Origin of the sequence: Streptomyces lushanensis (genome assembly GCF_001700515.1) — a bacterium.
In the GTDB taxonomy this organism is placed as follows: Bacteria; Actinomycetota; Actinomycetes; order Streptomycetales; family Streptomycetaceae; genus Streptomyces; species Streptomyces lushanensis.
This window is the reverse complement of record NZ_MAUD01000396.1, coordinates 1-23082: the sequence shown is the minus strand read 5'-3', so window position 1 is coordinate 23082 and position 23082 is coordinate 1. Positions and strand designations below refer to the sequence as shown.

The window sequence follows — 23082 nt, the reverse complement described above, 5'->3', positions numbered from 1 at the left end:
TCTGGGTGTGGCGTCGGGTAACGGCAAGGGTCAGATCTTCGTGAAGGGCGAGGTGATCAAGACGGTGCCCGAGTCGAAGATCGTGGAGACGCTGATCGAAGAGGCGATGAAGATCGCCGAGCAGATGGAGGATGCTGGGGTGCCCTCGGGGGCTCCCGCCGTCACTGTGAGCTGAACGAATCCGAGAGGGGGCCCGAGATGTCAGTCCTGGACAACATCCGGGGGCCGCGCGATCTGAAGGCGCTGACGACAAGCGAACTCGGCGAACTCGCCGAGGAAATCAGAGAATTCCTGGTCGAGGCGGTGGCCAGAACCGGTGGTCATCTCGGGCCCAACCTCGGGGTGGTGGAGCTGACCATCGCCCTGCACCGGGCCTTCGACTCACCCGTCGACCGTATTCTGTGGGACACCGGACATCAGAGTTACGTCCATAAACTCCTCACCGGCAGAAAGGATTTCTCCAAACTGCGGGGAAAAGGCGGCCTTTCCGGCTATCCCTCCCGTGAGGAGTCGGAGCACGACGTCATCGAGAATTCCCACGCCTCCACCGTGCTCGGCTGGGCCGACGGACTGGCCAAGGCCCGTGACGTACTGGGCCGCGACGAACATGTCGTCGCGGTCATCGGCGACGGCGCCCTCACCGGCGGAATGGCCTGGGAGGCGCTCAACAACATCGCCGCTGCCAAGGACCGTCCGCTGATCATCGTGGTCAACGACAACGCGCGCTCCTACGGCCCGACCATCGGCGGCCTCGCCGACCATCTCGCCACGCTCCGGACCACCGACGGCTACGAGAGGTTCCTGGCCTGGGGCAAGGAGGTGCTCCAGAACACGCCGGTCGTCGGCCGGCCGCTCTACGACTCGCTGCACGGCGCGAAGAAGGGATTCAAGGACGCCTTCGCGCCGCAGGGCATGTTCGAGGATCTCGGGCTGAAGTACGTCGGACCGATAGACGGACACGACGTCGCCGCCGTGGAGTCCGCCCTCACCCGGGCGAAGCGCTTCCACGGGCCCGTACTGGTGCACTGCCTGACGGAGAAGGGCCGAGGCTATCCGCCCGCGCTGGAGGACGAGGCCGACCGTTTCCACACGGTCGGCGCGATGGATCCGCGGACCTGCGAGCCGCTCGTACCGTCCGGCGGACCCTCCTGGACCTCGGTGTTCCGCGACGAGATCGCCGCGATCGGGGAGGAACGGCCGGATGTCGTCGCCGTCACCGCGGCCATGCTGCACCCGGTCGGGCTCACGAAGTTCGCCGAGCGCTTCCCCGACCGGGTCTGGGACGTGGGCATCGCCGAACAGCACGCGGCCGTCTCCGCCGCCGGGCTCGCCACCGGCGGGCTCCATCCGGTCGTCGCCGTCTACGCGACCTTCCTCAACCGCGCCTTCGACCAGTTGCTGATGGATGTCGCACTGCACCGGTGCGCGGTCACCTTCGTACTCGACCGGGCCGGTGTCACCGGAGCCGACGGGCCCTCCCACAACGGGATGTGGGACATGTCCATCCTCCAGTGCGTGCCCGGACTGCGGATCGCCGCGCCGCGCGACGCCGAACAGCTGCGCGCACAGCTCCGGGAGGCCGTCGCCGTGGACGACGCGCCGACCGTGGTGCGCTTTCCCAAGGAGTCGGCGGGCCCGGCCGTTCCGGCCGTCGGACGCCTCGGCGGGATGGACGTACTGCGCGGCGCCGAGGACACCGACGTACTGCTGGTGTCCGTGGGCGCCCTCGCGTCCGTCTGTCTGCGGACGGCGGAGCTGCTCGCCGGGCGCGGTATCGGCTGCACCGTGGTCGATCCGCGCTGGGTCAAACCCGTCGACGAGCAGCTCGCGCCGCTGGCGGAGCGGCACCGGCTCGTCGCGGTCGTCGAGGACAACAGCCGCAGCGGCGGCGTGGGTTCGGCCGTCGGCCAGGCCCTGCGGGACGCGGGCGTGGACGTACCCCTGCGGACCTACGGCATCCCCGAGCAATTCCTGGCCCACGCCAAACGGAGTGAGGTGCTCGCCGACATCGGCCTGACACCGGTGGAGATCGCGGGACGGATCAGTGCCGCACTCGCCCCCGCACTGCCACGACAGGGCGCGGGAGCCGCGCGGGAGGGCGCGGGATCCGTCCGAGCACCCAAGGAGAACGAGGAATGACCGAGCCCAAGGGCTTCGACCTGCCGCGACTGCTCGCCGAGCGCGGCGCCGAGCGCTATGAGCTGCACACCAAGCACCTCAACCACCAGCTCCCGCGCATGCTGCACACCATCGGGTTCGACCGGGTGTACGAGCGGGCCGAGGGCGCCTACTTCTGGGACGCGGACGGCAACGACTATCTGGACATGCTCGCGGGGTTCGGGGTGATGGGGCTCGGCCGGCACCATCCCGTCGTACGCAAGGCGCTGCACGATGTGCTCGACGCCTCGCTCGCCGATCTCACCCGGTTCGACTGCCAGCCGCTGCCCGGACTGCTCGCCGAGAAGCTGCTCGCCCACAGCCCGCATCTGGACCGGGTGTTCTTCGGCAACAGCGGTACGGAAGCGGTCGAGACGGCCCTGAAGTTCGCCCGGTACGTGACCGGGAAGCCCCGGATCCTCTACTGCTCGCACGCCTTCCACGGACTGACCACCGGGTCGCTGTCGGTCAACGGCGAGGACGGCTTCCGGGACGGATTCGCGCCGCTGCTGCCCGACACCGCGATTGAGCTCGGTGATCTCGACGCGCTGGAGCGGGAGTTGAGGCGCGGCGATGTGGCCGGCTTCGTGGTCGAGCCGATCCAGGGCAAGGGCGTCCACGCGGCACCCCCCGGATTTCTGCGTGCCGCACAGGAACTGCTGCGCCGGCACAAGGCACTGCTCATCGCCGACGAGGTGCAGACGGGACTCGGCAGGACCGGCGACTTCTACGCCTACCAGCACGAGGAGGGCGTCGAGCCGGATCTCGTCTGTGTGGCGAAGGCGCTCTCCGGCGGATACGTGCCCGTCGGCGCCACCCTCGGCAAGGACTGGATCTTCAAGAAGGTCTACTCCTCGATGGACCGCGTGCTGGTCCACTCGGCGAGCTTCGGCTCCAACGCCCAGGCCATGGCCGCCGGTCTGGCCGTGCTGTCGGTGATGGAGGACGAGGGGATCGTCGCCAACGCCCGGGCCACCGGGGATCTGCTCAGATCACGGCTGGCCGCGCTGGTCGACCGCTACGAGCTGCTGTACGAGGTGCGGGGCCGGGGGCTGATGATCGGCATCGAGTTCGGCAGGCCCAGCTCCATCAAGCTGCGCGGCCGGTGGACGATGCTCCAGGCGGCGCGCAAGGGTTTGTTCGCGCAGATGGTGGTCGTACCGCTGCTCCAGAAGCACCGTATCCTCACCCAGGTCTCCGGCGACCACCTGGAAGTGATCAAGCTGATTCCGCCGCTGACCATCGGCGAGCGGGAGGTCGAGCGGTTCGTGGAGGCCTTCACGGCGGTCATGGACGATGCCCATGGCGGCGGCGGACTGATGTGGGACTTCGGCAGAACGCTGGTGAAGCAGGCCGTCGCCAACCGGTAGGTGTTCCCGGCGCCGCGCCCGCGGTCGGTGGTCGGCGGTTGGCGGTTGGCGGTCGATGGACCGCGGACCGTGGTCGGTGGGCGCGGGCCGTGTGGAATCTTTGCCTCTGGGGCAAAAAATTTGCCCCAGAGGAAAGTTCCTGGCGCAATGGAGACATGAGCACACCTCCTGCCGGAGAGACGGCCGACGAGCTGCCCGACGGCTTCCCCGATGTGGCGCCGCGCCTGCGTGAGCTGCGGCGTGGCCGCCGGCTCACACTGGAGGCCGCGGCCCAGCGGGCCGGGCTCTCACCGGCCCATCTCTCCCGGCTGGAGACCGGGCAGCGGCAGCCGTCCCTGCCCCTGCTGCTCGCTCTGGCCCGGATCTACGGTACGACCGTCTCCGATCTGCTCGGGGAGGTACCGCCGGAGCGCGATCCCATCGTCCGGGCCGGCCGGGCGGAGCCGGTCGAGGCCGGCGGCTGGACGTACCACCAGGCGGGCGGCTCGGGCCGCGCCATGCAGCCGCTGCGGGTCCGGGTGCCGTACGGGGCGCAGGGCGACCTCGTCCGTGTGCACGCCGGGGAGGAGTGGATCCATGTCCTGGAAGGCCGGCTGCGGCTGAGCCTCGGGGACGCCGTGCATGTGCTCGACCCGGGCGACAGCGCGCACTTCGACTCGCTCACCCCGCACCGGATCGCGGCGGCCGGCCCCGAGGGGACCGAGCTGCTCTTCGTCCACACCCTGCTCCAGAGCCCCGCGACCGAGCTGTGCCTCGGCGGCGGGGCTCATCGCGACTGAGCCGACAGACCACCGAACCGTGTTGAGAGGACCGTCACCATGCCGGAGCCGTTGGAGCCGTCGGAGTCCGAGAACCGGATACAGGTCCCGGCAGGACCGGAGGACCGGCCGCCGGAGCGCACCGCCGACCACGAGACATCGTTCCCCCGCGGGCTGGTTATCCGGCTCTTCGCCTATCTGGTGGCCGGGCATCTCTTCGCCGGCTTCCTCTATCTGCTCTTCCACATCGGCGCACAGCAGTAGCGGCCGACGGGTGCGGTCGGGACAGGCCCCGACCGCACCACGGCCGTGAACACCGGGATCGGGCACGGGAGGATCGCCTCGGCAGCCGGGACTTCCGCGACACGCCCGACCGGACAGCCCTCAGTCGAGGAGACGGGCGCGCAGCCGCTCACGGGTCTCGGGCGTGAGCCGCAGCCCCTCGGCCAGATAGGTGTCGGTGGTGCCCCAGGTCTTCTCGATGGTCTCGAAGGCCGCCGCGAGATACTCGGCGCGCGCGTCGAAGAGCGGGCTGAGCAGGTCCATCACCTCGGTGGCCGTTCCGGCGGGCGAGCTGTCGCTGCGCCGGACCGGATAGCGGCGGTGCGGGTCGTTCGACTTCAGATAGTCCGCCTCGATCGCCTCGGGCTCCACCCCGACCGCGAGCAGGGCCACCGCGATCGAGAGTCCGGCCCGGTCCTTGCCCGCCGCGCAGTGCATGAGCGCCGGCATGCTGTCCTCGGCGAGAGCGTGCAGGACACGGCTGTGCTCGGCGGTACGGTCCTTGATGATCGAGCGGTACGAGTCGGTCATCCGCGCCGCGGCCTTGCCGTCCGCGAGGAGCGAGCGGAGCTGGTCCAGATCGCCGTCCCTGACCATCCGCCAGAACTCCGCGCCGTCGGCCGGGTCGGTGAGCGGAATGTTGACATTGCGTACGCCGGGCAGCTCGACGTCCGCGCCGTCGAGCTTCAGATCGGCGGCATTGCGGAAGTCGAAGATCGTGTGCAGCCCGAGGGACGAGAGGAAGGCCGCGTCGGCCGCGGTGGCACTGGCGAGATGGCCGCTGCGGAAGAGTCTGCCCAGGCGGACCTGCCTGCCGTCCGTGGTGGGCAGTCCTCCGACATCACGGAAGTTGCGCACGCCGGCCAGCTCGGGCTCTGTCGACGGGACCTGCTGCGTCACGGCCTGCTCCTCCGTGTCTGCCGTCGGCGCGGCTCGCCGACGCTGTCGACCTCTGACACTACGACATCTGTTCGTGTGGCAATCAGTTCGGCTGTCGAGAATCCAAGGGGAGTATTCGGACATTATTCGCGGATGGATATCGCCCAAATGGGCATCTGTCCGTATTGGGTGATTCCTCATATCCTGCCCCGGTCGCGGATGAGATGGGCTCCGCTCCGTGACCAGGATCATATCCGTGACGTTCCGTGGTGATGGCATGTATTCGAATTCCTTGTCCGACGCGGAGTTCGAAGGCCGTTGTCCACTCAGGGTGACCGGTAAAGCCGGGTTAAATGCGAGTGCGTCTTGTCGGTGGAAAAGGATCGCTTGTTCCGCTCGCCCCACTCGCCTACGTTCACCCTCAATCCGGACGGACCGCCGAATCCTGCCGCCGCCCGGAATTCGTATCGTCCAGCAATGCGTGGCAGGAGCGGGGGACCCAGGTAGTACGCCGTTCCGGAAACTCCGGAACGGCTCGGGGTGAAGTCGTGCGACAAGCGCGACCGGGCATCTCCCGTCCGAACCCGACAGCTCACCTCGCAGGCGCCGGAGAGGAATTCGCCATGCCCGCGAAGGGTAAGCACCGCCGTCCCAAGGCCAACAACCCGGTATCGCGCGGATTCATAGCCGCCGGTACCGGCGGAGCCGCCATCGCACTTCCGCTCATCGGCGCCACCGGCGCGCACGCCGCCGTGAAGGCCGCACCCGCCACCGCGCCCGAGGCCGTCTCCCGGCAACAACTCGGCGTGGAGCAGACCGTCGTGGAGCACGCCGGCGCGAAGAAGACCGGCGCCAGGAAGGGCGCCACCAAGACCCGGATCTACACCGTGGTCGCGGGCGACTCCCTGTCGAAGATCGCCAAGAAGCAGCATGTCCATGGTGGCTGGCACAGACTGTACGCGGACAACCGCGAGGCCGTCGGCCCGAACCCGTCGCTGATCCACCCCGGGCTGAAGCTGACCATCAAGACGCGCGGTGGAGACCACCACCCCCGCCCGGCGAAGCCGTCCGAGCCGTCCAAGTCCTCCGACAGCGGTGCCTCGGATCCGTCCACCGCCACGCCCGCGGGCAACGACGACGGTTCGACGTCCGCGCCCGCCGACACGCCGGAGCAGAGCAGCGGTTCCGCCTTCACGACGCCCGTCGACGACCCGCAGATCGGCACTCCGTACCATGCCTCGGGCAGCAGTTGGGCCAGCGGCTACCACACCGGTGTGGACTTCCTGGTGGACACGGGCACCGAGGTGAAGGCGGTCGGCGCGGGCACGGTCGTGACGGCGGGCTGGGGCGGTTCGTACGGCAACCAGATCGTCATCGAGCACAGCGACGGCCACTACTCGCAGTACGCCCATCTGTCCTCGATATCCGTCTCCGAGGGCGACACCGTCAGCGAGGGCCAGCAGATCGGTCTCTCCGGCGCCACCGGCAATGTCACCGGACCGCATCTGCACTTCGAGATCCGTACCGGGCCGGAGTACGGCTCGGACATCGACCCGCTGGCGTATCTCCGCGATCAGGGTGTCAACATCTGAGGCGGATCGGTGCCGCGGACGCGGACACGCCATGGGGCGTGCCGAGAAAGTCCCGCTCGGCCGACAACACGCCCCAGGCATGGCATCGTCCTTTCTCCGCTCTCCGTCCGGCGTCGGTACTTCCGTGTCGGGCGGAGGGCGTTGGGCATATTCCCGCTTGGCTGAAAATTGACCGATGGTGTATCTCACCCCAGGTCAACGCTTCCTTACGGTCGCGTAGGTCACATCTGCGGGTGAAAGATGTGGTGTTGTGGCAGACGATTCGAGATCAAGAAGAAGAGGCGTATTCGGGTCGTACACGGCGATCGGTGACAGCTTCACGGAGGGCGTGGGCGATCCCGGACCCGATGGAAGGTATGTCGGCTGGGCGGACCGGCTCGCGGTTCTGCTCGCCGATCGACTGGCTGACCAACTCATCGATCCGCTCACCGGCGAGGCCGTCCCGGCCGGCCCGGCGGACACCGTGCACGGGGATTTCCGGTACGCGAATCTCGCCGTACGCGGCCGGCTGCTCGATCAGATCGTCTCCGAGCAGATTCCCCGGGCCAAGGAACTCGCCCCCGATCTGGTGACCTTCTGCGCGGGCGGCAATGACATCATCCGGCCCGGCACGGATCCCGACGATGTCGCCGAGCGCTTCGAGCGGGCCGTCGCCGATCTGACCGGGGCGGTCGGCACGGTCATGGTGACGACCGGCTTCGACACCCGGGGCGTTCCCGTGCTCCGTCATCTGCGCGGCAAGATCGCCACGTACACCGCCCATGTACGGGCCATCGCCGATCGCTACGACTGTCCGGTGCTCGATCTCTGGTCCCTCAGGTCCGTGCAGGACAGGCGGGCCTGGGACGGCGACCGGCTGCATCTCTCACCCGAGGGCCACACCCGTGTCGCGCTGCGTGCCGCGCAGGTGCTCGGGCTCGATGTGCCCGCCGATCCGGACCAGGCATGGCCGCCGCAGCCGCCGCGCGGCACCTTCGAGGTACGGCGCGACGACATCAACTGGGCGCGCGAGTATCTGGTGCCGTGGATCGGGCGCCGGCTGCGCGGAGAGTCCTCCGGGGACCATGTCGAGGCGAAGCGTCCGGACCTTCTGCCCCTGAACCGGTGACGGTGGGGCGGGATCCGGTTCCTGGGCCGGGCCGGGGCGCCGAGGGGCGTCCCGGCCCGGCCGCCGTTCCGGCACCCCCCGGCGGATTGTCACTCATCCGAATGGACCGCGGGACGCCCGCGCATGGGGTGTGCCGAGCGCGGCGATAACCGAGCCGAAGGGGTCCTCCGGTGTGGCGCCGGCCGGAGGAAGACCCGTACCACGGTGCTGCGGGTGCAGGGGGTTCCGATGGCGGAGAACGGCAGTGCGACTCTCTCGGCGGGGGCGGTCACCTTTGTCACGGCCGATGAGGATCGTGACCACGACACCGGGATCAACATCTCGGTCAAGACACCGGACGGTGTGGAGGCCGCCTCCATCTCCGTGCCGTTCGGCCAGTTCAAGGACGGGGTGACAGCCGGTCCGTACCCCCTCGATGTGCTGACGGAGACCACGAAGGAGGGGCTGTCCAACGGGACCGCGACGGTCACCATCCATCCGAACGGGGACGACACCTGGCGGTTCGACCTACGGCTCAGGCTGCGGTTCTCCGACGCGACGCATCTGTCGGTCAGCGCCGAGAACATCGAGCTGAACGACGACCGGAACACCACCCAGATCTCCCTGGGCGGCCCGCCGAACTGATCCGTCCCGGAGCGGATCCCGCAGCCGAGGGATCCGCTCCAGCACTCCGCCCGCGAAGATGTCGTACAGCGGCAGCGTCTCCAGATGCACATAGCCGATGTGGCAGTCGCACACCGCCAGCGGGCACGCCCGGGGCGCGAGCGCCTTCCGATAGGAGCCGTCGTAGAGATTTCCCAGCTCGGCGCGGACGAAGTGGCAGCGCCGTACGGTCCCTTCGCCGTCCACCGAGATCACCGACTCCCCGGTCCGGCAGGGCAGCCCGGCGGAGCTGTGCGGCGTGCGGCTGTACGGGAAGAGAGGATCGAGCTCCGTCCAGCGGGCCGCCTCCTCGTCCGTATAGCGGTGGCCCTCGGCCGCGTTGACCCAGAGGTAGATGTGCGCGGGCAGTTCGGCGCGCAGCCGGCGGGCGTGCTCAAGATGTTCGGCGAGGCCGACGACGCCCACACTGAAGCGGACGGAGCGGTCCGTGAGGTCCTGGCACTTGGCGAGGAACCGGTCGTACGGCGTCTGCCCGGGGTGGTAGGTGCACCACAGCGCCAGCTTCGCCGGATCGGCGTCGGCCAGCCAGTCGGTACGGCAGCTCAGATTCGTCTGGACGGCCACGCGCCGGACGTGCGGAAGATGCGACAGCTCGCTGAGCGTCCGCCGGTACCAGGAGCGGACCAGCCCTTCGCCCCACGGTGTGAACAGCACCGACAGCCGGTCGTCCCGCTGCTGAGACACCCAGGAGGCGAACCGCTCCAGCGCCTCCCTGTCGGCGCGGAGCTGCTCGCGGCTGTCCCGCCGCTTGGCGAAAGGACAGTACGGACAGTCGTAGTCGCAGGAGGCGAGCGGGCCGCGGTAGAGGATCGTCAGGTCCACGGGGCTCACTTCACCTCGTACGCGGCCATCGCGGCCCGTACGGCGGGAGAGAAGAGCGCCGGGCCCAGCGCGTCCGAGTACGCCAGCCCCTCGGGCGAGAGACGCAGCAGGCCGGGATCCGTGCCGGTGTCCAGCCAGCCGAGCTCCGCGAACCGGTCCAGCTCGGCCGGGAAGTCCTCGGCCGGCACCGAACCGAACCGCTCGTGGTAGCCGGCCACCTCCATGCCCTGGGCCTGGAGAAGCGACTGGAGAAGATGGCGGCGGCGTGCCTCGTCCTCGTCGACGAGGCAGCCGACCTCCGCGCGGGAGAAGTCCTCGGTGGCCGTGTAGGTGTCGATGATGGTCCGTATCTCGCGCATGTCGACCGCGTAGTCGAAGGAGTAGTGGAGCCGTGAGGTGTACGAGCGGGCTCCGCAGCCCAGACCGATCATGCCGTCGGTCTGGCACGCGTGGTCGTCCGCGCCTCGCGGCGGCGCGGAGGTGCCGCTGGCCGGGAGGCGGAACATCCGCATGGACACCTGCTCGTACCCCTCGGCGAGGAGCCGGTCCCGGCCCTGCCGGTAGAGCCGCAGCCGCTGCGCGTCCCAGACGGCCTCGCCGCCCGCGCCCAGCCTGCCGAGACCGGTGAGCGGCCGTATGTAGAGCGGATAGAGATACAGCTCCTCGGGCCGCCAGGCGAGCGCGGCCTCCAGGGAGTGACGCCAGGTGAGCTCCGTCTGGCCGTCGATGCCGTAGATCAGATCGATGTTGAGGACCGGGATCCTGGCCTCACGGATACGGCCGAGCGCGGCCTCGACCTCGGCGCGGCGCTGCGGGCGTACGGCGGCCCTCGCCTCCGCGTCGACAAAGCTCTGGACACCGATGCTCAGCCGGGTGGCGCCGCGCTCGGCGAGCACGGCCAGCCGGTCGGCGGTCGCCGTGGCCGGGGAGGTCTCCACGGACAGCGGGACGGCCCGCAGATCGGCGCCCATCCGCTTCTCGGCGATGTCGCACAGCCGCTCCAGCTCGGCGGCGTCGAGAAAGGTGGGCGTACCGCCGCCGAACGCGGCGGCGGCGAACCGTATCGCGTCGGCGCCCTCCTGGTCCGGCCCGGCGAGTGCGTCGCGTACGGCCGTCGCCTGCCGGTCGAGCGCATCGAGATAGCGCGTCGTCAGCTCGTCGGGCGCGCCGATACGGGTGAAGAGATTGCAGAAGCCGCAGCGGACCTCGCAGAACGGTATGTGCAGATAGAGGGAGAGGGCGTCCTTGCGTTCACCCGCCCACAGTTCGCCCAGCGCCGGGCGGTCGGGCAGGCGGCGGTAGGCCGTTTTGTGCGGATAGGCGTAGACGTAACTCCCGTACGGGCGTGGTGCGGCGACGCCGGTGGTGGCGGTGGTGGCGGTGGTGCTCATTGGGGGTCCCCGTGTTCCAGGAAGAAGTGGGCGTACGGCACGGTCCAGACGGCCTCGTGGCCCAGTCGGTGTCCGGTCCAGCCGTCGTCGCCGTAGGTGGTGCCATGGTCGGAACAGACGATCGTGAAACAGCGACGGCGGCTGCTCGCGGCGGCGAAGAGCCGGCCGATGTGCCGGTCGACATATTCGAGAGCGGCGGCGTGTGTGGCCCGCGAGTCGCCCGACTCCTTGGTGGCGCCCGGCAGATGGAACCAGTTGGGCTGGTGCAGCGCCGACACATTGACGAAGAGGAAGAGCCGCTTCTCGGGGTCGAGACCGGCGATCGTCTTCTCCGCGCGGGCGATCTGGGCCTCGAAGGAGGTCGGCGACGTCACGCCGAACTCCGGCTCCCAGTGGCTCTCCTGGAAGAGCCCGGGCAGTACGGAGCCGAGTGCGCCTCGCCGGTTGAAGAAACCGACACCGCCGATGCACACCGTGTGACAGCCGGCCGCCGCGAGGCCCGAGACCAGGTCGGGTGTGTCGAAGACGAAGGTGCGCCCGGCCGTGGTCTCGCTGCCGCCGAAGCGGGCGGCGAACAGCCGCGGATGGGTGCCGGGCACGGCGGGCGTGGGCAGGAACCCGGCGAAGATCGCCTGGTGCGAGGCATAGGTGAAGCTGCCGGGCGCATGCCGCTTCTCCCAGCGCCCGCCCGGCAGATGGCGTGCGAGATGGGGGATGCGGCCCGCCGCGGCGAGCTCCTCGGCGACATCGAAGCGCAGGGTGTCGAGGGTGACGAGCAGCAGGTCGTCGCGCCCGACCAGCTCGTTCATGTCGGGCTCCGCGGCGGTCGCCGCGGGCATCAGACGCGTCTCATGTGTCGGCATGGTCTTTCCTCGGTGTTCCGCGCGTCGCGCGCTCCGGCAGGGCGGCGAGCTGGGCCGCGTAGGTGTCCAGACCTTCGGCGTCCCGGCCGGGCAGGCCCGTGAGACCGGGCAGCAGATCGCCGAAGGCGTTGACCTCGCAGACGGCGAACCGGCGCCAGCTCCGGGCGGGCAGCAGATCGACGCCCACACAGTGGGTGCCCGGGAAACAGCCGGCGGCCCCTTCGCAGACCGCCAGCGCCGTGGCCCAGCTCCCGCCGGCAGCCTCGATCGCGGCGCGGGCCGCGCCGAGATCCCCTCTGCGCCCGCCGAGATGGAGATTGGTCATCGGGGAGGTGCTCGTCCGCAGGACGGCGTGGGTGGCGCGGCCCGCGACGACCACCACCCGCAGATCGGCCGACCGGCCGTCCTGCACCGCCTTGGGCACCCACTGCTCGATGTGCAGTCCGTCGGGCGCGAGGGTGTCCACGATCGCCGCCACCTCGCGCTCGGTCGTGTAGCGGCGCACGCGCAGTGAGTTGAACAGCCGGCCCGCGCTGTCGAGCTCGACGGAGGTGGTGGCGCGCACCCGTCCCGGACCCGCCGTCTCGACGGCCAGCACTCCGGACGCCGACGACCCGTGGGCGAGTTTGACGAACGCCCGGCGCGGCCCGGCGGTCCCCATCAGGGACCGTACGTCGTCCCAGCCGGAGACGGCCGGCGCGCCGGGGCCCGAGGTGGGCGACGCCGGAACCGGTATCCCCGCCGTGTCCAGCAGCCCGTGGCACAGGCGCTTGTCGAAGAGGACCGCCAGCTCGTCCGGATCGTCGAGCAGATCGGCCCCGGCCTCGGCGGCGGCCCGGCCCAGCCCCGCGGCGGCGGCCGTGAACCGCTCGTACCAACGGGCGGTTCCCTCGACTCTCGTCGGGTCGTCCGTGCCACGCAGCAGCCGCTCCACCTCGGGATCCTCACCCGGGGAGTCGATCCGTACGGTCTCGTCGGCCCCGAACCGGGCGCCGCCGCGCAGCACGTCGAGCCAGGGCACCACCCGGGCGGCGGGCAGCCCGGCCGCACGGACTGCGTCCTGGAACAGGCTCAGACGGCGGTTGCCGGGATTCCCGACGACAGCCAGACGCGCGGGCGAGGGCGGCATCGGATCACTCCGAGACCGCGGTGTAGCGGAAACCCTCGTCGTCGTCCTCGTCCTCGCCCTCGTCGAGGTCCACCTCCACTCCCGCCGCGCCGAGCGTGGTGACAAGACGCTCGCGCAATGCCGCGCCCATGTAGTGGTGGTGCAGATCGAGCTTCTTGAGATGGGTGAGCGGCTGCCCGGAGAGCAGGGCCTCCGCGCCCACGTCACCGAGGGTCCCCATCGAGAGATCGAGGGTCTCCAGACCGGCGACGACCGGCGCGCCCGCCAGCGCGATCGCTATCTCGTCCTGGATCTCGCTGTTGCGCAGGGCGAGATGGCGCAGCCCGGGGAAGCGTGAACCGGCGAGGATCGGCGCCAGATCGGCCACCTCGGTCGTCGCGCCGTATTCGCTGACACCGAGCCAGAGATCGAGATGCTCCAGCGCGGGCAGCTCGCTGGCGCCGACTCCCCGCACCACCGCGGCGTTCAGACCGCCGGTCTCGATGGTCAGCGAACGCAGCCGCTCGTGCCGGACGGCCGGGAAGCGCAGCTCCTGGCCGCCGCGGACGCCGAATTCGAGCAGGTCGGGAAAGGCGTCGAGCAGTGGGGTCACCGGCCCTTGGATGATCCAGGAGATCTCGCACTCCTCGCCGGTGATGTCGGCGAGGAACAGCGCGCGCAGCGCGGGCAGCCGGTCGCGCGCCGCCACCAGGGCCTCGATCACCGGATCCGGGCCCGACTCGTAGGGATCGCTCCACGAGCCGACGATCAACGCCCTGACCTCGGTGGTGTCCACGGCCTCGGTGAAGCGGGCGAAGGCGTCCCCCCACGGTTCCTCGGACTCGAACGCGTCGACGGCGATCCGCCAGGCCACCGAGGCCGGGGCCGGGAGCTCCGCCTTCGCGTCGGCGGCCGGGAAGGCGAACGCGGGCAGGCCGTACAGCTCCTGCAAGTGGCCCGAAATGGTCATGGCGAAGCTCCAGACAGCGGTGGCGCGGATCGGCTGATGTGGAGCAGTTCTACCAAGCACCACTGACAACACCCTTCCCGGGGCCGGGCGGCCGGTCGCCACCGCCGATTGTCAGACCCCCCGTCTAGCGTCTTTCACAGCTTCGGCGCACTCGGCGCCGGTGGAGGGGAGAGCCATGTACCGGCAGGGAGACGTGCTGATCGCGCCCGTCGCGCTGGAGACGGTGCCGTCGTATCTCGTGGACGCGGCAGGGGTGTCCGGTGAGCCCAGGGACGCGCGGGGCCGGCTGGTCCTGGCGCTCGGTGAGGTCACCGGCCATGCCCACGCGGTCACCGGTCCCGGGCGGCTGATCCGTGAGCCGGGCGACATGACCGGGCCGATGTATCTCCATCTCCCGGACGGCGGGCGGGTGGTGCACGAGGAGCACGCGGCGATACCGCTGCCCAAGGGATGGTTCCGGGTGGTGCGCCAGCGCGAGTACCTGCCGGGATCGGTGCGCGTCGTCGCGGACTGAGCGGACTGAGCGGGATGGCGGCGGGACTCGGCGGAACGGGCGGGCCGGCGTCAGGGCGGCGACGGCCGCACGGGCACGGGCACGGGCACGGTGGACAGGGATGACAGGGACGGGGCTTCAGACATGAGCGACATGGACAAGTGGCGGGCCGTCGCGGCGGCGACGGGGAAGTCGGACCGGCCGGCCGCCGAGCGCGGGGTGCGGCTCGCGTACCGCAAAGCGGGCCTGGCCGAGCCGGAGCGGATCATCTGGGCCGGATCACCGCTGGCCGGTGTGGAGCTGGTGCGGTCGCTGGACGGAGCGGGCCGGTCCGTGCGCGACGAGGTGCGCACCCACCCCTGGGCCGAGGAGCGGCGTAGGGTGCATGACACCTTGGGACCGGCCGGCTGGGCCGAGCACTGGAGCGCCACCGGCGCCCGGCTCTGGGACACCGGCCGGATGCTCGCCGACCGGATCAGGACCGGTGTGGTGGAGGCACTCAGCGGCGAGCCCGCAGAGCCCGCCGAGGCGGCACGGATCCGTACGGTGCTGCTCGACGCGGTGCTCGGACAGCATGACGCGGCCTGGCTCGCGGCCTTCGACGGCCGTGGCGAACGCCTTGAGGGACTGGCGGAGGTGGCGCGGCACGCCGGCTGGTGGTGGCCCTACGCACGGGCCGTGGTGATATGCGAGCGTCCCTCCGAACTCCACCGGGACGAGGCGGGCCGGCTCGACCGCGGCGACGGCCCGGCGCTCGCCTTTCCCGACGGCTTCGCGCTGTACGCCTGGCGCGGGATGCCCGTTCCCGCCGAATTCCTCGACGAGCTGGCGTCCCTGACTCCCGAACGGATACGCGACGAGGCCAACGCCGAGCTGCGCCGTGTGATGCTGGAGCACTACGGCTACGACCGCTATTTGGACGAGTCGGGTGCCCAGCCCGTCCACCGCGACGAGAGCGGTGTGCTCTGGCGGATATCGCTGCGGGGTGACGAGGACATAGCGATGGTCGAGGTGGTCAACTCCACGCCGGAGCCCGACGGCACACGCCGTACGTACTGGCTGCGGGTGCCGCCCACGACCAGGACCGCGAAGCAGGGAGTCGCCTGGACGTTCGGGCTCGAAGCGGAGGAGTACGAGCCGCTGCGCCAGACCTGAACGGCGGGCGCAGCGGCAGAGGCTGGGCAGGGGCCGGCCCTGGACCGCTCGGCCCGGTGTTCCCCGGTGCGCCGAGGAGTTCCCTCAGTTCGTGGCCGGGCGGAGCCGGTCGGCGTTCAGCGCGTCCGGGCCGATCAGTGCCGCGTTGCCTCCGCCCGTACAGGCGTAGGCACCCGCCACCGCGCCGAGCCGGGCGCAGGCCTCCAGGTCCAGCCCGGCCAGTCGGCCGTACAGGAAACCGCAGACGTACGCGTCTCCCGCGCCGTTGGAGTCCACCACCGGAGCGGGCGGAAGAGTAGCCGGGACGGGCCTCGGGGTACGGCTGCCCTCGCGGCTCATCAGATACGAACCACCCGCGCCCGCCGTCGCGATCACGGCCTCGGCCCTGCCCTCGCGCAGGATCTCCCGCATCACCGAGGCGATCCGCTCCCCGGCTCCCGCCGCGCTCAGGAACACCAGGTCGGAGCGGAAGGCGAACTCCCTGTGGTGGTCGGAGAGTCCGTCCCAGTCGTGCAGATCGGTCGAGACGGGCACACCGAGCGCCTCGATGTCGTCATAGAGGAAGCGGGCGAAGTTGGTGATGGCCAGATGGACATGGCGGGCACGCCGGAGGTGAGGCAGATAGAAGTCACGCGGCATACGGAGATCGGCGGGGTCCCGGCCGTCGTAGAACGACATCCGCCGGCCCGTACGCTCCACGAGATTGACCGCGCGCCGGGAGCCGGCCGGGGAGATCAGCGCCTCGAAATCGACTCCGCCCTCCGCGAGCCGGGCACGGATCTGACCACCCGTCCAGTCGTCCCCGACGAAGTCGAGGAACTTGACGTCCAGACCGAGCGCCCGGCAGCCGAGGGCCACATTGCCGCCGGTGTGGCCGGGCCATTCGAGGATCGGCCCGACCCCGACCGAATCGGCGAGCGGAACCGGCAGCGAGTCGACCCGTACGACGGTGTCCACCCCGCTGCCCCCGACGACCAGCACATCGTGACCGAGCTGATCGGTCGGATCGGTCTGCTGCTGTGCCACAGTCTTCCGTCTCCCTGTCCGGTACCGGATGTCCGGCGGCTCCGGTGCGGCCGCCGTTCTACTGTCCGGGCCTGCCGAGTTCTCCGGTCCTGGCGAGCACCGCGCGGTCGATGCCCAGTTCGCGGGCGAGCGCCTCGTCCGCCCACTCCAGCATCGTGGCGCGCGGCAGCGAACCCGCGTACGACGTCATCTGGACCGCCAGTCCGTCCAGCATGGCGGTCAGCCGCCCGGCCGCCGACACCGGGTCCGCGCAGACGAATTCGCCCGCCGCCGTTCCCTCGGCGACGACCTCGGCGAGTGCCGCCTTCCACTGCTGGTCCAGAGCGCGGGCCGGCTCACGCAGCGCGGGCTCGCGCAGTGCCGCCGCCCATCCCTCGATCCACAGCCGCCAGCCCTTGGCCTCACCCGTCGGCGCGTACCAGCGGACCGCGTCGTGCAGCCGCTCCAGCGCGGTGGCGCGGCGGCCGAGCAGCGCGCGCAGCCGGGCCAGATCGCCCCGCGCCGCATGTGCGAAGGCCGCCGCGACCAGCTTCTCCTTCGTCGAGAAGTGGTAGAGCACCAGCGCGCTGCTGACACCGAGCACGGCGGCGACATCGGAGATCCGCAACGCCGCCACGCCTCGGGCCTCGATCTGCCCGACGGCGGCACGGAGCAGTTCCTCGCGCCGTTCCGACACACTCAGCCGTACTCTCGCCACACCGTCACCCTATCGAGCTGAGGAACCGTCATGCGGCCCACCGGTACCCCCCGTACCGCTCGGCGAAGGCGGCCGACCCGAGCGCGCGCACGGCCCGTCGGGTACGGCCGAATGCCTTGTCCGCGGCGGGACCGATGTCCAGGCCGTCCGGACGGGCGATGGTCCCCTTGACATCGGCCATGGCGACGGTCCGCGGCTCCGCCCGGGCAGGCAGGGGAATGTGGAAGATCGAACACGCAACTGAATCATCAGTCAGTACCGAGACGGATGATCGCCCTGTCAAAGCGCCCGTCCTGTGGTAGGGCCGTGGTACTGCCCGTGGGACACCGCCCCGGGATCGTTGCGGGATCGCCCTGGAGCCGCCCAGGGGCCGCTGGGGATCGCCCCGAACGGGCCGACTTCGAGAGCGTGTACGGGAATCATGAGCGTGCTGGCGTCGTTGTAGGGCCGTGCGGTGGGGCGGGAGAGGTCCGGTCCGTCCGTCCCGCACAGAAATAGGCGCCCAGACATAATGGGACGACACCGAACCTCCAGGAGGTGCTGTGACAGCCGCTGGTTCCACCCCTTCGTTGCGCTCCCGGCTGCGCTCGCTGCGACCCGCGGCCTTCGGGGCCGACTCGGCAGGAGCGAGGCTCGAGCGGATCCACCGCTCGCCCAACTTCGCCGACGGGGTGTTCCAGAACCCGGTGGGTGCCAGGACCAGACCCTCGGGCTCGGGTCTGGAGTTCGCGAAGGTCTACTTCCAGAAGGAAGCGAGGGCGCGGCGGGCTCCGGCGGGCACCATTCCGGTGCACTCCACGACCCTCGCGGAGCTCGCCGTGCCACCGGCCTCCGGGCTGCGGCTCACCTGGATGGGCCATTCGAGCGTGCTCGCCGAAATCGACGGCCGGCGGGTGCTCTTCGATCCCGTGTGGGGCGAGCGTTGTTCACCGTTCGGTTTCGTGGGCCCCAAGCGGCTGCACCCGGTCCCCGTACCGCTCTCCTCGCTCGGTCCCCTCGATGTCGTCGTGATCTCCCACGACCACTACGACCATCTCGATCTGCCCACGATCAAGGCCCTGGCGGGCACGGACACGGTCTTCGCCGTTCCGCTCGGTGTCGGCGCCCATCTGGAGCGCTGGGGAGTGCCCGCGTCCCGGCTGCGCGAACTCGACTGGAACGAGTCCACGGAGGTCGCCGGTATCCGGCTCACCGCCACTCCGGCGCGCCACTTCTGCGGGCGTGGCCTGCGCAATCAGCAGCACACGCTCTGGGCCTCCTGGGCCGTGGCGGGGCCCGAGCACCGCGTCTACCACAGCGGGGACACCGGCTACTTCTCCGGTTTCCAGGACATCGGCGCCGAGCACGGCCCGTTCGACGCCACCATGATCCAGATCGGTGCCTACAGCGACTACTGGCCGGACATCCACATGACCCCGGCCGAGGGAATGCGCGCCCATCTCGATCTGCAGGGGGGCCTGCCCAGCGGCGTCATGCTCCCGATCCACTGGGGCACGTTCAATCTCGCCCCGCACCCCTGGGTGGAGCCCGGTGAGGGCACGATCGCGGCGGCTGCCGAGGCGGGCGCGGGCATCGCGCTGCCACGCCCCGGCGAGCCCTTCGAGCCCACCGGCGAGGACATCCCCACCGTGCCGTGGTGGCGGCCCGTGGCGATCGTCCCCGAGGACGGCTGGCCCGTGGTCCCCACCGAGGTGGCGGGACAGGACACCACCAGCGTGGCGGGTACGGGAAAGAAGGGCGGGGCGGCCGAGAAGGCGCCCTCCGCGTAACGCCCCGCGTCGCCGTCCGGGCGGCCCGGGCCTTGTGGCGCAGCGCGAGGCGTCCGGGCCTGCAACACCGCGCGTAACCTTCCGGGCCGCCGGGCCGCCGACGTGCGCGACGCCACGGCGCCCGGGTCGGCGGCCCAGGGAGCTGGGCCAGGCAGCCGGGCCGGGCCGGTGGTCCGGGCCGTCAGACGCGGACCACCAGCACGCCGCGCTCCTCGAAGCGGGCGGTGGGCTCCGGTGCGCCCGCGTCAGTGATCAGTGTCCCGATGTCCTCCACCGGACAGATCCGGGCGAAGGCGCGGACACCCAGCTTCGAGCTGTCCGCGACGACGACAAGCCGCTCCGCGCGCTCGGCGAACTGCGCGTTGATGCTCGCCTCGTGCTCGTTGTGCGCGCGGGCGCCCGATTCCGCGTCGAGGGCGTCCACTCCGATGAAGGCGATATCCAGACTGATCTCGCCCAGAACGTGCCGGGCCAGCGGCCCGACCAGTTCATACGACTGAGGCATCGCGACCCCGCCCGTGGTGACGATCTTGACGTGAGGGCGTACCGCCAGCTCATGGGCGATGTTCAGCGCGTTGGTGACGATCGTGATCGCGGGGTCGTCCGGAGTGCCCTGAAGATCCGCGCGGGTGGCGATGGCCCTGGCCACCTCCGAGGTCGTGGTGCCGCCGTTCAGCCCGATCACCATGCCGCGCCGGGCCATGGCCGCCGCCGCGCGCGCGATGCGCTCCTTCTCCGAGGCGTGCCGTACCGCCTTGTACCGCAGGGGCAGGTCGTACGAGACGGAGTGCGCGATCGCCCCGCCCCGTGTCCGTGTCAGCAGCCGCTGTTCGGCGAGATGGTCGAAATCGCGGCGGACGGTGGCCACGGACACCCCGAGCTCGGCGGCGACGGCGTCGACCTCCAGCTGATGCCGTTCGGTCAGCAGCTCCAGCAAGGTCGTGTGCCGCTCGTGGCGATTCACCGCGTTCCCTTCGATTCCCGTCCCGACTGCCCTGGTCTTACTGATCGTATCTTGCGTGGTCCTTGCTTGTTACTGCTTGTAAGCATCTCCTAGCATGCAGAACACATCAGAGAGTCCGACACAGGGGAGTGGAGACGCGCATGACGCATGTGCAGACGGAACTGGCCGCACAGCCGGAGTGCTGGCGCCGGGCCGCCGCGCTGGTGGACGACGTACGCGAGCGACTGCCCGAGACCGGTGAGCGTACGGCCGTGATCGGCTGCGGCACCTCGCTCTTCATGGCCCGCGCCTACGCCTCGCTCCGCGAGGACGCGGGACTGGGCGAGACCGACGCCTTCGCCGCCTCCGAGTTCCCGGGCCGCCGTCGTTACGACCGGATCGTCGCGCTGACCCGTTCCGGTACCACGACCGAGGTGCTGCGGCTGCTCGCGGAGGTGCGCGGTAGGGCCCGTACGACCGCGATCACGGCGGATCCGGCCACTCCGGTGCGCTCGGCGGCCGACGATCTGGTCGTACTGGACTTCGCCAATGAACGGTCCGTCGTCCAGACGCGGTTCGCCACCACGGCCCTCACGCTCCTCCGGGCCCATCTCGGTCTGCACTCCGACGCCGTGGTGGCGGACGCGGAGACGGCCCTCGGGGATCCGCTTCCCGAAGGCATCACCGAGTGCGAGCAGTTCACCTTCCTCGGCAGGGGCTGGTCGGTCGGGCTCGCGGAGGAGGGCGCGCTCAAGATGCGGGAGGCGTCCCTCGCCTGGACCGAGGCGTATCCGGCGATGGAGTACCGCCACGGTCCGATCAGCGTCACCACCACCGGAACGGCGACCTGGTCACTCGGTCCCGCTCCGGAAGGGCTGGCGGACCAGGTGCGGGCGACCGGCGGACTGTGGGTGGCGGGCCGGCTCGATCCGCTGGCCGAACTGGTACGGATCCAGCGGCTCGCCCTCGCCCTGGCGGACCGGCGCGGCCTCGACCCGGACAGCCCGCGCCATCTCACTCGCTCGGTGATCCTTCCCTCCGCCTCGTGAACCGCTGACCGGCCGTCATCTCGGCATATCCACATATCTGTATTTGTCCTCATGGGGAGTTCGGCCCGGCGTTCCACGCCGGGCCGAATGTGTATTTCGTGCTGGTGTGCGAGAACTCATACCGGAGCGGGACGCTCTGTGGGCAAGTTCGTCAACTGTCCATCGTGGATGTACGTTCGGCGACTACCGTGTGTGCTCGGTGATCAACGGAGGGCTCCCGCCGCACGCGCCGGTCCCGCCGCCGCTCCACCGTCCGCAACGCCAGTACGACAGCACCCCTACGACCACCAGCACGACGCCGATTCCCGGGGCCCCACGTACCGAGGACACTGATGTCTCAACTTCGCGCACCCGTCGCGCGGCCGGAGCGCCGTGAGGGCGGGCGCCACGGCAGGCCGGGCGCCCGCTCGCTGTCCGCGTCGGCCAGACGCAACCCGCCGCCGCTGCCGCCCGATGTCCGTATGCGCCCTCAGCTTCTGCGCACCGCCGTCCTTCCGGCGATAGTCGCGGCGCTGAGCGGCGCCGCCGCCGTGGTGGTCGTCCTCCGCTCGGCGGCGGCCGAACCGACCGCCGAGATCTGGACGGCCCTGGTCGGCACGGCACTGCTCGCCTTCGCCGCCATCGGCGCGGCGGCGCTGGGAGCGGAGCGTACGGCCAAGTCGATCGTCGACCGCTGCGAGGCGCTGCGCCGGTCCAGCGTGCGCGGTCAGGCCGATCTCCGTGCGGTCATCGAGCGGCTCAGACGCGGCGAGCCCCTTCCCGCCCGCCGTGCGCCGTCCTCGTCCCCGCCCTCGGCGGATCCACCCACCGGGGACGAACTCGACATGCTGGCGGAGGAGTTGGGCCGGTCGCACGAAGCGGCCGTCACCGCCGTCGTCCAGGCGTCGAGGCTCTCCAGCAGTGTCGGCAACGAACAGAAGGTCGAGGTCTTCGTCAATCTGGCCCGACGGCTCCAGTCGCTGGTCCATCGCGAGATCCAGATCATCGATGAGCTGGAGAACCAGGTCGAGGATCCGGAGCTGCTGAAAGGCATCTTCCACGTCGACCATCTCGCCACCCGGATCCGCCGTCACGCCGAGAATCTCGCCGTTCTCGGCGGAGCCGTATCCCGGCGTCAGTGGACCAGGCCGGTCATCATGACCGAGGTGCTGCGCTCGGCCATCGCCGAGGTGGAGCAGTATCCGCGGGTCAAGCTGGTGCCGCCGATCGACGGCGCCCTGCGCGGCCACGCCGTCGCCGATGTGATCCATCTGCTCGCCGAACTGGTCGAGAACGCCACGCTGTTCTCCTCCCCGCACACCCACGTACTGCTGCGGGCCCAGCGGGTGACGGCCGGGCTGGCCATCGAGGTGGAGGACCGGGGCCTTGGCATGCCGCCCGGCGAGCAGCAGAAGATGAACGCCCTGCTCGCCCGTCCCGACCAGGTGAATGTGGCGCATCTGCTCCAGGACGGGCGGATCGGGCTCTTCGTGGTTTCGGCGCTGGCGCGCAGACATGGAATCGCGGTGCGGCTCCAGTCCAACATCTACGGCGGCGTCCAGGCGGTGCTGGTGCTGCCGCAGGCGCTCCTCGGCCCGGAGGACACGGAACAGGACGGTCCCGCGCCGACGTCCGCATCCGCGCCCGCGCCCACGTCGGAGCCCGTGCCTGGGCCGATGCCGACGCCCATGACGGCTCCCACGCCCGCGAGCACGGTGGTGCCCGTACCGCGACAGCACGCGCCGTCGCCGCCGCCCCAGCCGCAGATGTACGAAGCACCACCCGGGCCCGCCGCCGAAGCCGCTGTACCCGCCGTACCGTCCGTACCCGCCGTACCGGCCACACCGCCCGCGCCTCCCACGTCTTCCGCGCCCCCAGGTCCCGTCCCTCTGCCCGTACGCGGCGCGCAGACCGAGCGGCCCACGCCCGCCGCCGCGCGCCCGGGCGCCCGCCACGGCCACCGCAGGCGTCCCGTGGCCCCGGTGACGCCGGCCGTCTGTCTCAACGG

22 protein-coding genes, 1 pseudogene and 1 riboswitch are annotated in these 23082 nt (G+C 70.6%); of the genes and pseudogenes, 13 read left to right on the top strand and 10 right to left on the bottom strand.

Annotated features, from left to right (window positions below; translation table 11 throughout):
- From BFF77_RS27510 to BFF77_RS27490, 5 genes and pseudogenes are all read left to right on the top strand, one after another.
- Positions 1-175 (top strand): annotated as a pseudogene (locus BFF77_RS27510) (flavodoxin-dependent (E)-4-hydroxy-3-methylbut-2-enyl-diphosphate synthase); the annotation flags it as partial.
- A gap of 23 nt (positions 176-198) precedes the next feature.
- Positions 199-2139 carry a 1-deoxy-D-xylulose-5-phosphate synthase gene (gene dxs / locus BFF77_RS27505; RefSeq protein WP_066954974.1) on the top strand — a complete coding sequence of 647 codons (1941 nt, stop codon included), beginning with the start codon at positions 199-201 and terminating at the stop codon, positions 2137-2139.
- Positions 2136-3527, top strand: coding sequence for an aspartate aminotransferase family protein (locus tag BFF77_RS27500; RefSeq protein WP_066954971.1), 1392 nt, complete (start codon positions 2136-2138; stop codon positions 3525-3527). The genes dxs and BFF77_RS27500 overlap by 4 nt, the downstream gene beginning before the upstream one ends.
- A gap of 155 nt (positions 3528-3682) precedes the next feature.
- The gene (locus BFF77_RS27495; protein ID WP_066954968.1) at positions 3683-4306 is read left to right on the top strand and encodes a cupin domain-containing protein; all 624 of its coding nucleotides are present in this window, start codon (positions 3683-3685) and stop codon (positions 4304-4306) included.
- 39 nt (positions 4307-4345) lie between these two features.
- Positions 4346-4549: a DUF6126 family protein gene (locus BFF77_RS27490; protein ID WP_066954965.1), complete on the top strand. Its 204-nt coding sequence runs from the start codon at positions 4346-4348 to the stop codon at positions 4547-4549.
- Between the two features lie 120 nt (positions 4550-4669).
- On the opposite strand, the gene BFF77_RS27485 is transcribed toward BFF77_RS27490, so the two are convergent.
- The gene (locus tag BFF77_RS27485) at positions 4670-5467 is read right to left on the bottom strand and encodes a tyrosine-protein phosphatase (RefSeq protein ID WP_066954963.1); all 798 of its coding nucleotides are present in this window, start codon (positions 5465-5467) and stop codon (positions 4670-4672) included.
- Between the two features lie 437 nt (positions 5468-5904).
- Positions 5905-6067, top strand: a riboswitch (cyclic di-AMP (ydaO/yuaA leader).
- A gap of 2 nt (positions 6068-6069) precedes the next feature.
- Here BFF77_RS27485 and BFF77_RS27480 point away from each other — a divergent pair.
- The 3 genes from BFF77_RS27480 (at position 6070) to BFF77_RS33730 (ending at position 8770) form a co-directional block, all read left to right on the top strand.
- Complete coding sequence (locus BFF77_RS27480) at positions 6070-7038, top strand: M23 family metallopeptidase (protein WP_066954960.1); 969 nt, start codon at positions 6070-6072, stop codon at positions 7036-7038.
- 250 nt (positions 7039-7288) lie between these two features.
- Entirely contained in the window at positions 7289-8146 is an 858-nt protein-coding gene (locus BFF77_RS27475) for an SGNH/GDSL hydrolase family protein (RefSeq protein WP_066954957.1), read from the top strand.
- Between the two features lie 213 nt (positions 8147-8359).
- Entirely contained in the window at positions 8360-8770 is a 411-nt protein-coding gene (locus BFF77_RS33730) for a hypothetical protein (RefSeq protein ID WP_141698544.1), read from the top strand.
- Here BFF77_RS33730 and BFF77_RS27470 read toward each other — a convergent pair.
- The 5 genes from BFF77_RS27470 to BFF77_RS27450 are packed head-to-tail and all read right to left on the bottom strand — an operon-like array spanning position 8654 to position 13963.
- On the bottom strand, positions 8654-9631 hold the full coding sequence (locus BFF77_RS27470; protein WP_169922739.1) for an STM4011 family radical SAM protein: 978 nt from the start codon (positions 9629-9631) through the stop codon (positions 8654-8656). The genes BFF77_RS33730 and BFF77_RS27470 overlap by 117 nt on opposite strands.
- Positions 9632-9636: 5 nt before the next feature.
- Positions 9637-11022 (bottom strand): STM4012 family radical SAM protein, encoded by a 1386-nt coding sequence (locus tag BFF77_RS27465; RefSeq protein WP_066954954.1) that lies wholly within the window; start codon positions 11020-11022, stop codon positions 9637-9639.
- Positions 11019-11831: an STM4013/SEN3800 family hydrolase gene (locus BFF77_RS27460; RefSeq protein ID WP_169922740.1), complete on the bottom strand. Its 813-nt coding sequence runs from the start codon at positions 11829-11831 to the stop codon at positions 11019-11021. Before BFF77_RS27460 ends, BFF77_RS27465 begins: the two co-directional genes overlap by 4 nt.
- 40 nt (positions 11832-11871) lie before the next feature.
- Entirely contained in the window at positions 11872-13014 is a 1143-nt protein-coding gene (locus BFF77_RS27455; protein ID WP_066954948.1) for an STM4014 family protein, read from the bottom strand.
- 4 nt (positions 13015-13018) lie between these two features.
- Entirely contained in the window at positions 13019-13963 is a 945-nt protein-coding gene (locus BFF77_RS27450; RefSeq protein WP_066954945.1) for an STM4015 family protein, read from the bottom strand.
- A 175-nt stretch (positions 13964-14138) separates the two neighbouring features.
- On the opposite strand from BFF77_RS27450, the gene BFF77_RS27445 reads away from it, so the two are divergent.
- Positions 14139-14477 carry a hypothetical protein gene (locus tag BFF77_RS27445; RefSeq protein ID WP_066954942.1) on the top strand — a complete coding sequence of 113 codons (339 nt, stop codon included), beginning with the start codon at positions 14139-14141 and terminating at the stop codon, positions 14475-14477.
- A 123-nt stretch (positions 14478-14600) separates the two neighbouring features.
- The gene (locus BFF77_RS27440; protein ID WP_066954938.1) at positions 14601-15611 is read left to right on the top strand and encodes a DUF6745 domain-containing protein; all 1011 of its coding nucleotides are present in this window, start codon (positions 14601-14603) and stop codon (positions 15609-15611) included.
- Between the two features lie 84 nt (positions 15612-15695).
- On the opposite strand, the gene BFF77_RS27435 is transcribed toward BFF77_RS27440, so the two are convergent.
- The 3 genes from BFF77_RS27435 to BFF77_RS35990 form a co-directional block, all read right to left on the bottom strand.
- Positions 15696-16589 (bottom strand): carbohydrate kinase family protein, encoded by an 894-nt coding sequence (locus BFF77_RS27435; RefSeq protein ID WP_066954980.1) that lies wholly within the window; start codon positions 16587-16589, stop codon positions 15696-15698.
- 106 nt (positions 16590-16695) lie between these two features.
- The gene (locus BFF77_RS27430) at positions 16696-17334 is read right to left on the bottom strand and encodes a TetR/AcrR family transcriptional regulator (RefSeq protein ID WP_066954934.1); all 639 of its coding nucleotides are present in this window, start codon (positions 17332-17334) and stop codon (positions 16696-16698) included.
- A gap of 28 nt (positions 17335-17362) precedes the next feature.
- Complete coding sequence (locus BFF77_RS35990) at positions 17363-17515, bottom strand: hypothetical protein (RefSeq protein ID WP_169922738.1); 153 nt, start codon at positions 17513-17515, stop codon at positions 17363-17365.
- A gap of 361 nt (positions 17516-17876) precedes the next feature.
- Between BFF77_RS35990 and BFF77_RS27425 the strand changes: the two genes are divergently transcribed.
- Entirely contained in the window at positions 17877-19103 is a 1227-nt protein-coding gene (locus tag BFF77_RS27425; protein WP_066954931.1) for an MBL fold metallo-hydrolase, read from the top strand.
- Positions 19104-19284: 181 nt separating this feature from the next.
- Here BFF77_RS27425 and BFF77_RS27420 read toward each other — a convergent pair whose 3' ends face one another.
- Positions 19285-20067: a DeoR/GlpR family DNA-binding transcription regulator gene (locus BFF77_RS27420; protein WP_066954928.1), complete on the bottom strand. Its 783-nt coding sequence runs from the start codon at positions 20065-20067 to the stop codon at positions 19285-19287.
- A 140-nt stretch (positions 20068-20207) separates the two neighbouring features.
- Here BFF77_RS27420 and BFF77_RS27415 point away from each other — a divergent pair, with 140 nt between their 5' ends.
- The gene (locus tag BFF77_RS27415) at positions 20208-21095 is read left to right on the top strand and encodes an SIS domain-containing protein (RefSeq protein WP_066954925.1); all 888 of its coding nucleotides are present in this window, start codon (positions 20208-20210) and stop codon (positions 21093-21095) included.
- A gap of 332 nt (positions 21096-21427) precedes the next feature.
- The coding region (locus tag BFF77_RS27410) for a sensor histidine kinase (protein WP_107422265.1) at positions 21428-23082 on the top strand (1655 nt) is incomplete at its 3' end.

Coding starts and splice junctions, on each gene's coding strand:
- dxs (WP_066954974.1), top strand. CDS start 199: ATGTCAGTCCTGGACAACATCCGGGGGCCGCGCGATCTGAAGGCGCTG.
- BFF77_RS27500 (WP_066954971.1), top strand. CDS start 2,136: ATGACCGAGCCCAAGGGCTTCGACCTGCCGCGACTGCTCGCCGAGCGC.
- BFF77_RS27495 (WP_066954968.1), top strand. CDS start 3,683: ATGAGCACACCTCCTGCCGGAGAGACGGCCGACGAGCTGCCCGACGGC.
- BFF77_RS27490 (WP_066954965.1), top strand. CDS start 4,346: ATGCCGGAGCCGTTGGAGCCGTCGGAGTCCGAGAACCGGATACAGGTC.
- BFF77_RS27480 (WP_066954960.1), top strand. CDS start 6,070: ATGCCCGCGAAGGGTAAGCACCGCCGTCCCAAGGCCAACAACCCGGTA.
- BFF77_RS27465 (WP_066954954.1), bottom strand. CDS start 11,022: ATGAGCACCACCGCCACCACCGCCACCACCGGCGTCGCCGCACCACGC.
- BFF77_RS27460 (WP_169922740.1), bottom strand. CDS start 11,831: ATGAACGAGCTGGTCGGGCGCGACGACCTGCTGCTCGTCACCCTCGAC.
- BFF77_RS27455 (WP_066954948.1), bottom strand. CDS start 13,014: ATGCCGCCCTCGCCCGCGCGTCTGGCTGTCGTCGGGAATCCCGGCAAC.
- BFF77_RS27450 (WP_066954945.1), bottom strand. CDS start 13,963: ATGACCATTTCGGGCCACTTGCAGGAGCTGTACGGCCTGCCCGCGTTC.
- BFF77_RS27445 (WP_066954942.1), top strand. CDS start 14,139: ATGTACCGGCAGGGAGACGTGCTGATCGCGCCCGTCGCGCTGGAGACG.
- BFF77_RS27440 (WP_066954938.1), top strand. CDS start 14,601: ATGAGCGACATGGACAAGTGGCGGGCCGTCGCGGCGGCGACGGGGAAG.
- BFF77_RS35990 (WP_169922738.1), bottom strand. CDS start 17,515: ATGGCCGATGTCAAGGGGACCATCGCCCGTCCGGACGGCCTGGACATC.
- BFF77_RS27415 (WP_066954925.1), top strand. CDS start 20,208: ATGACGCATGTGCAGACGGAACTGGCCGCACAGCCGGAGTGCTGGCGC.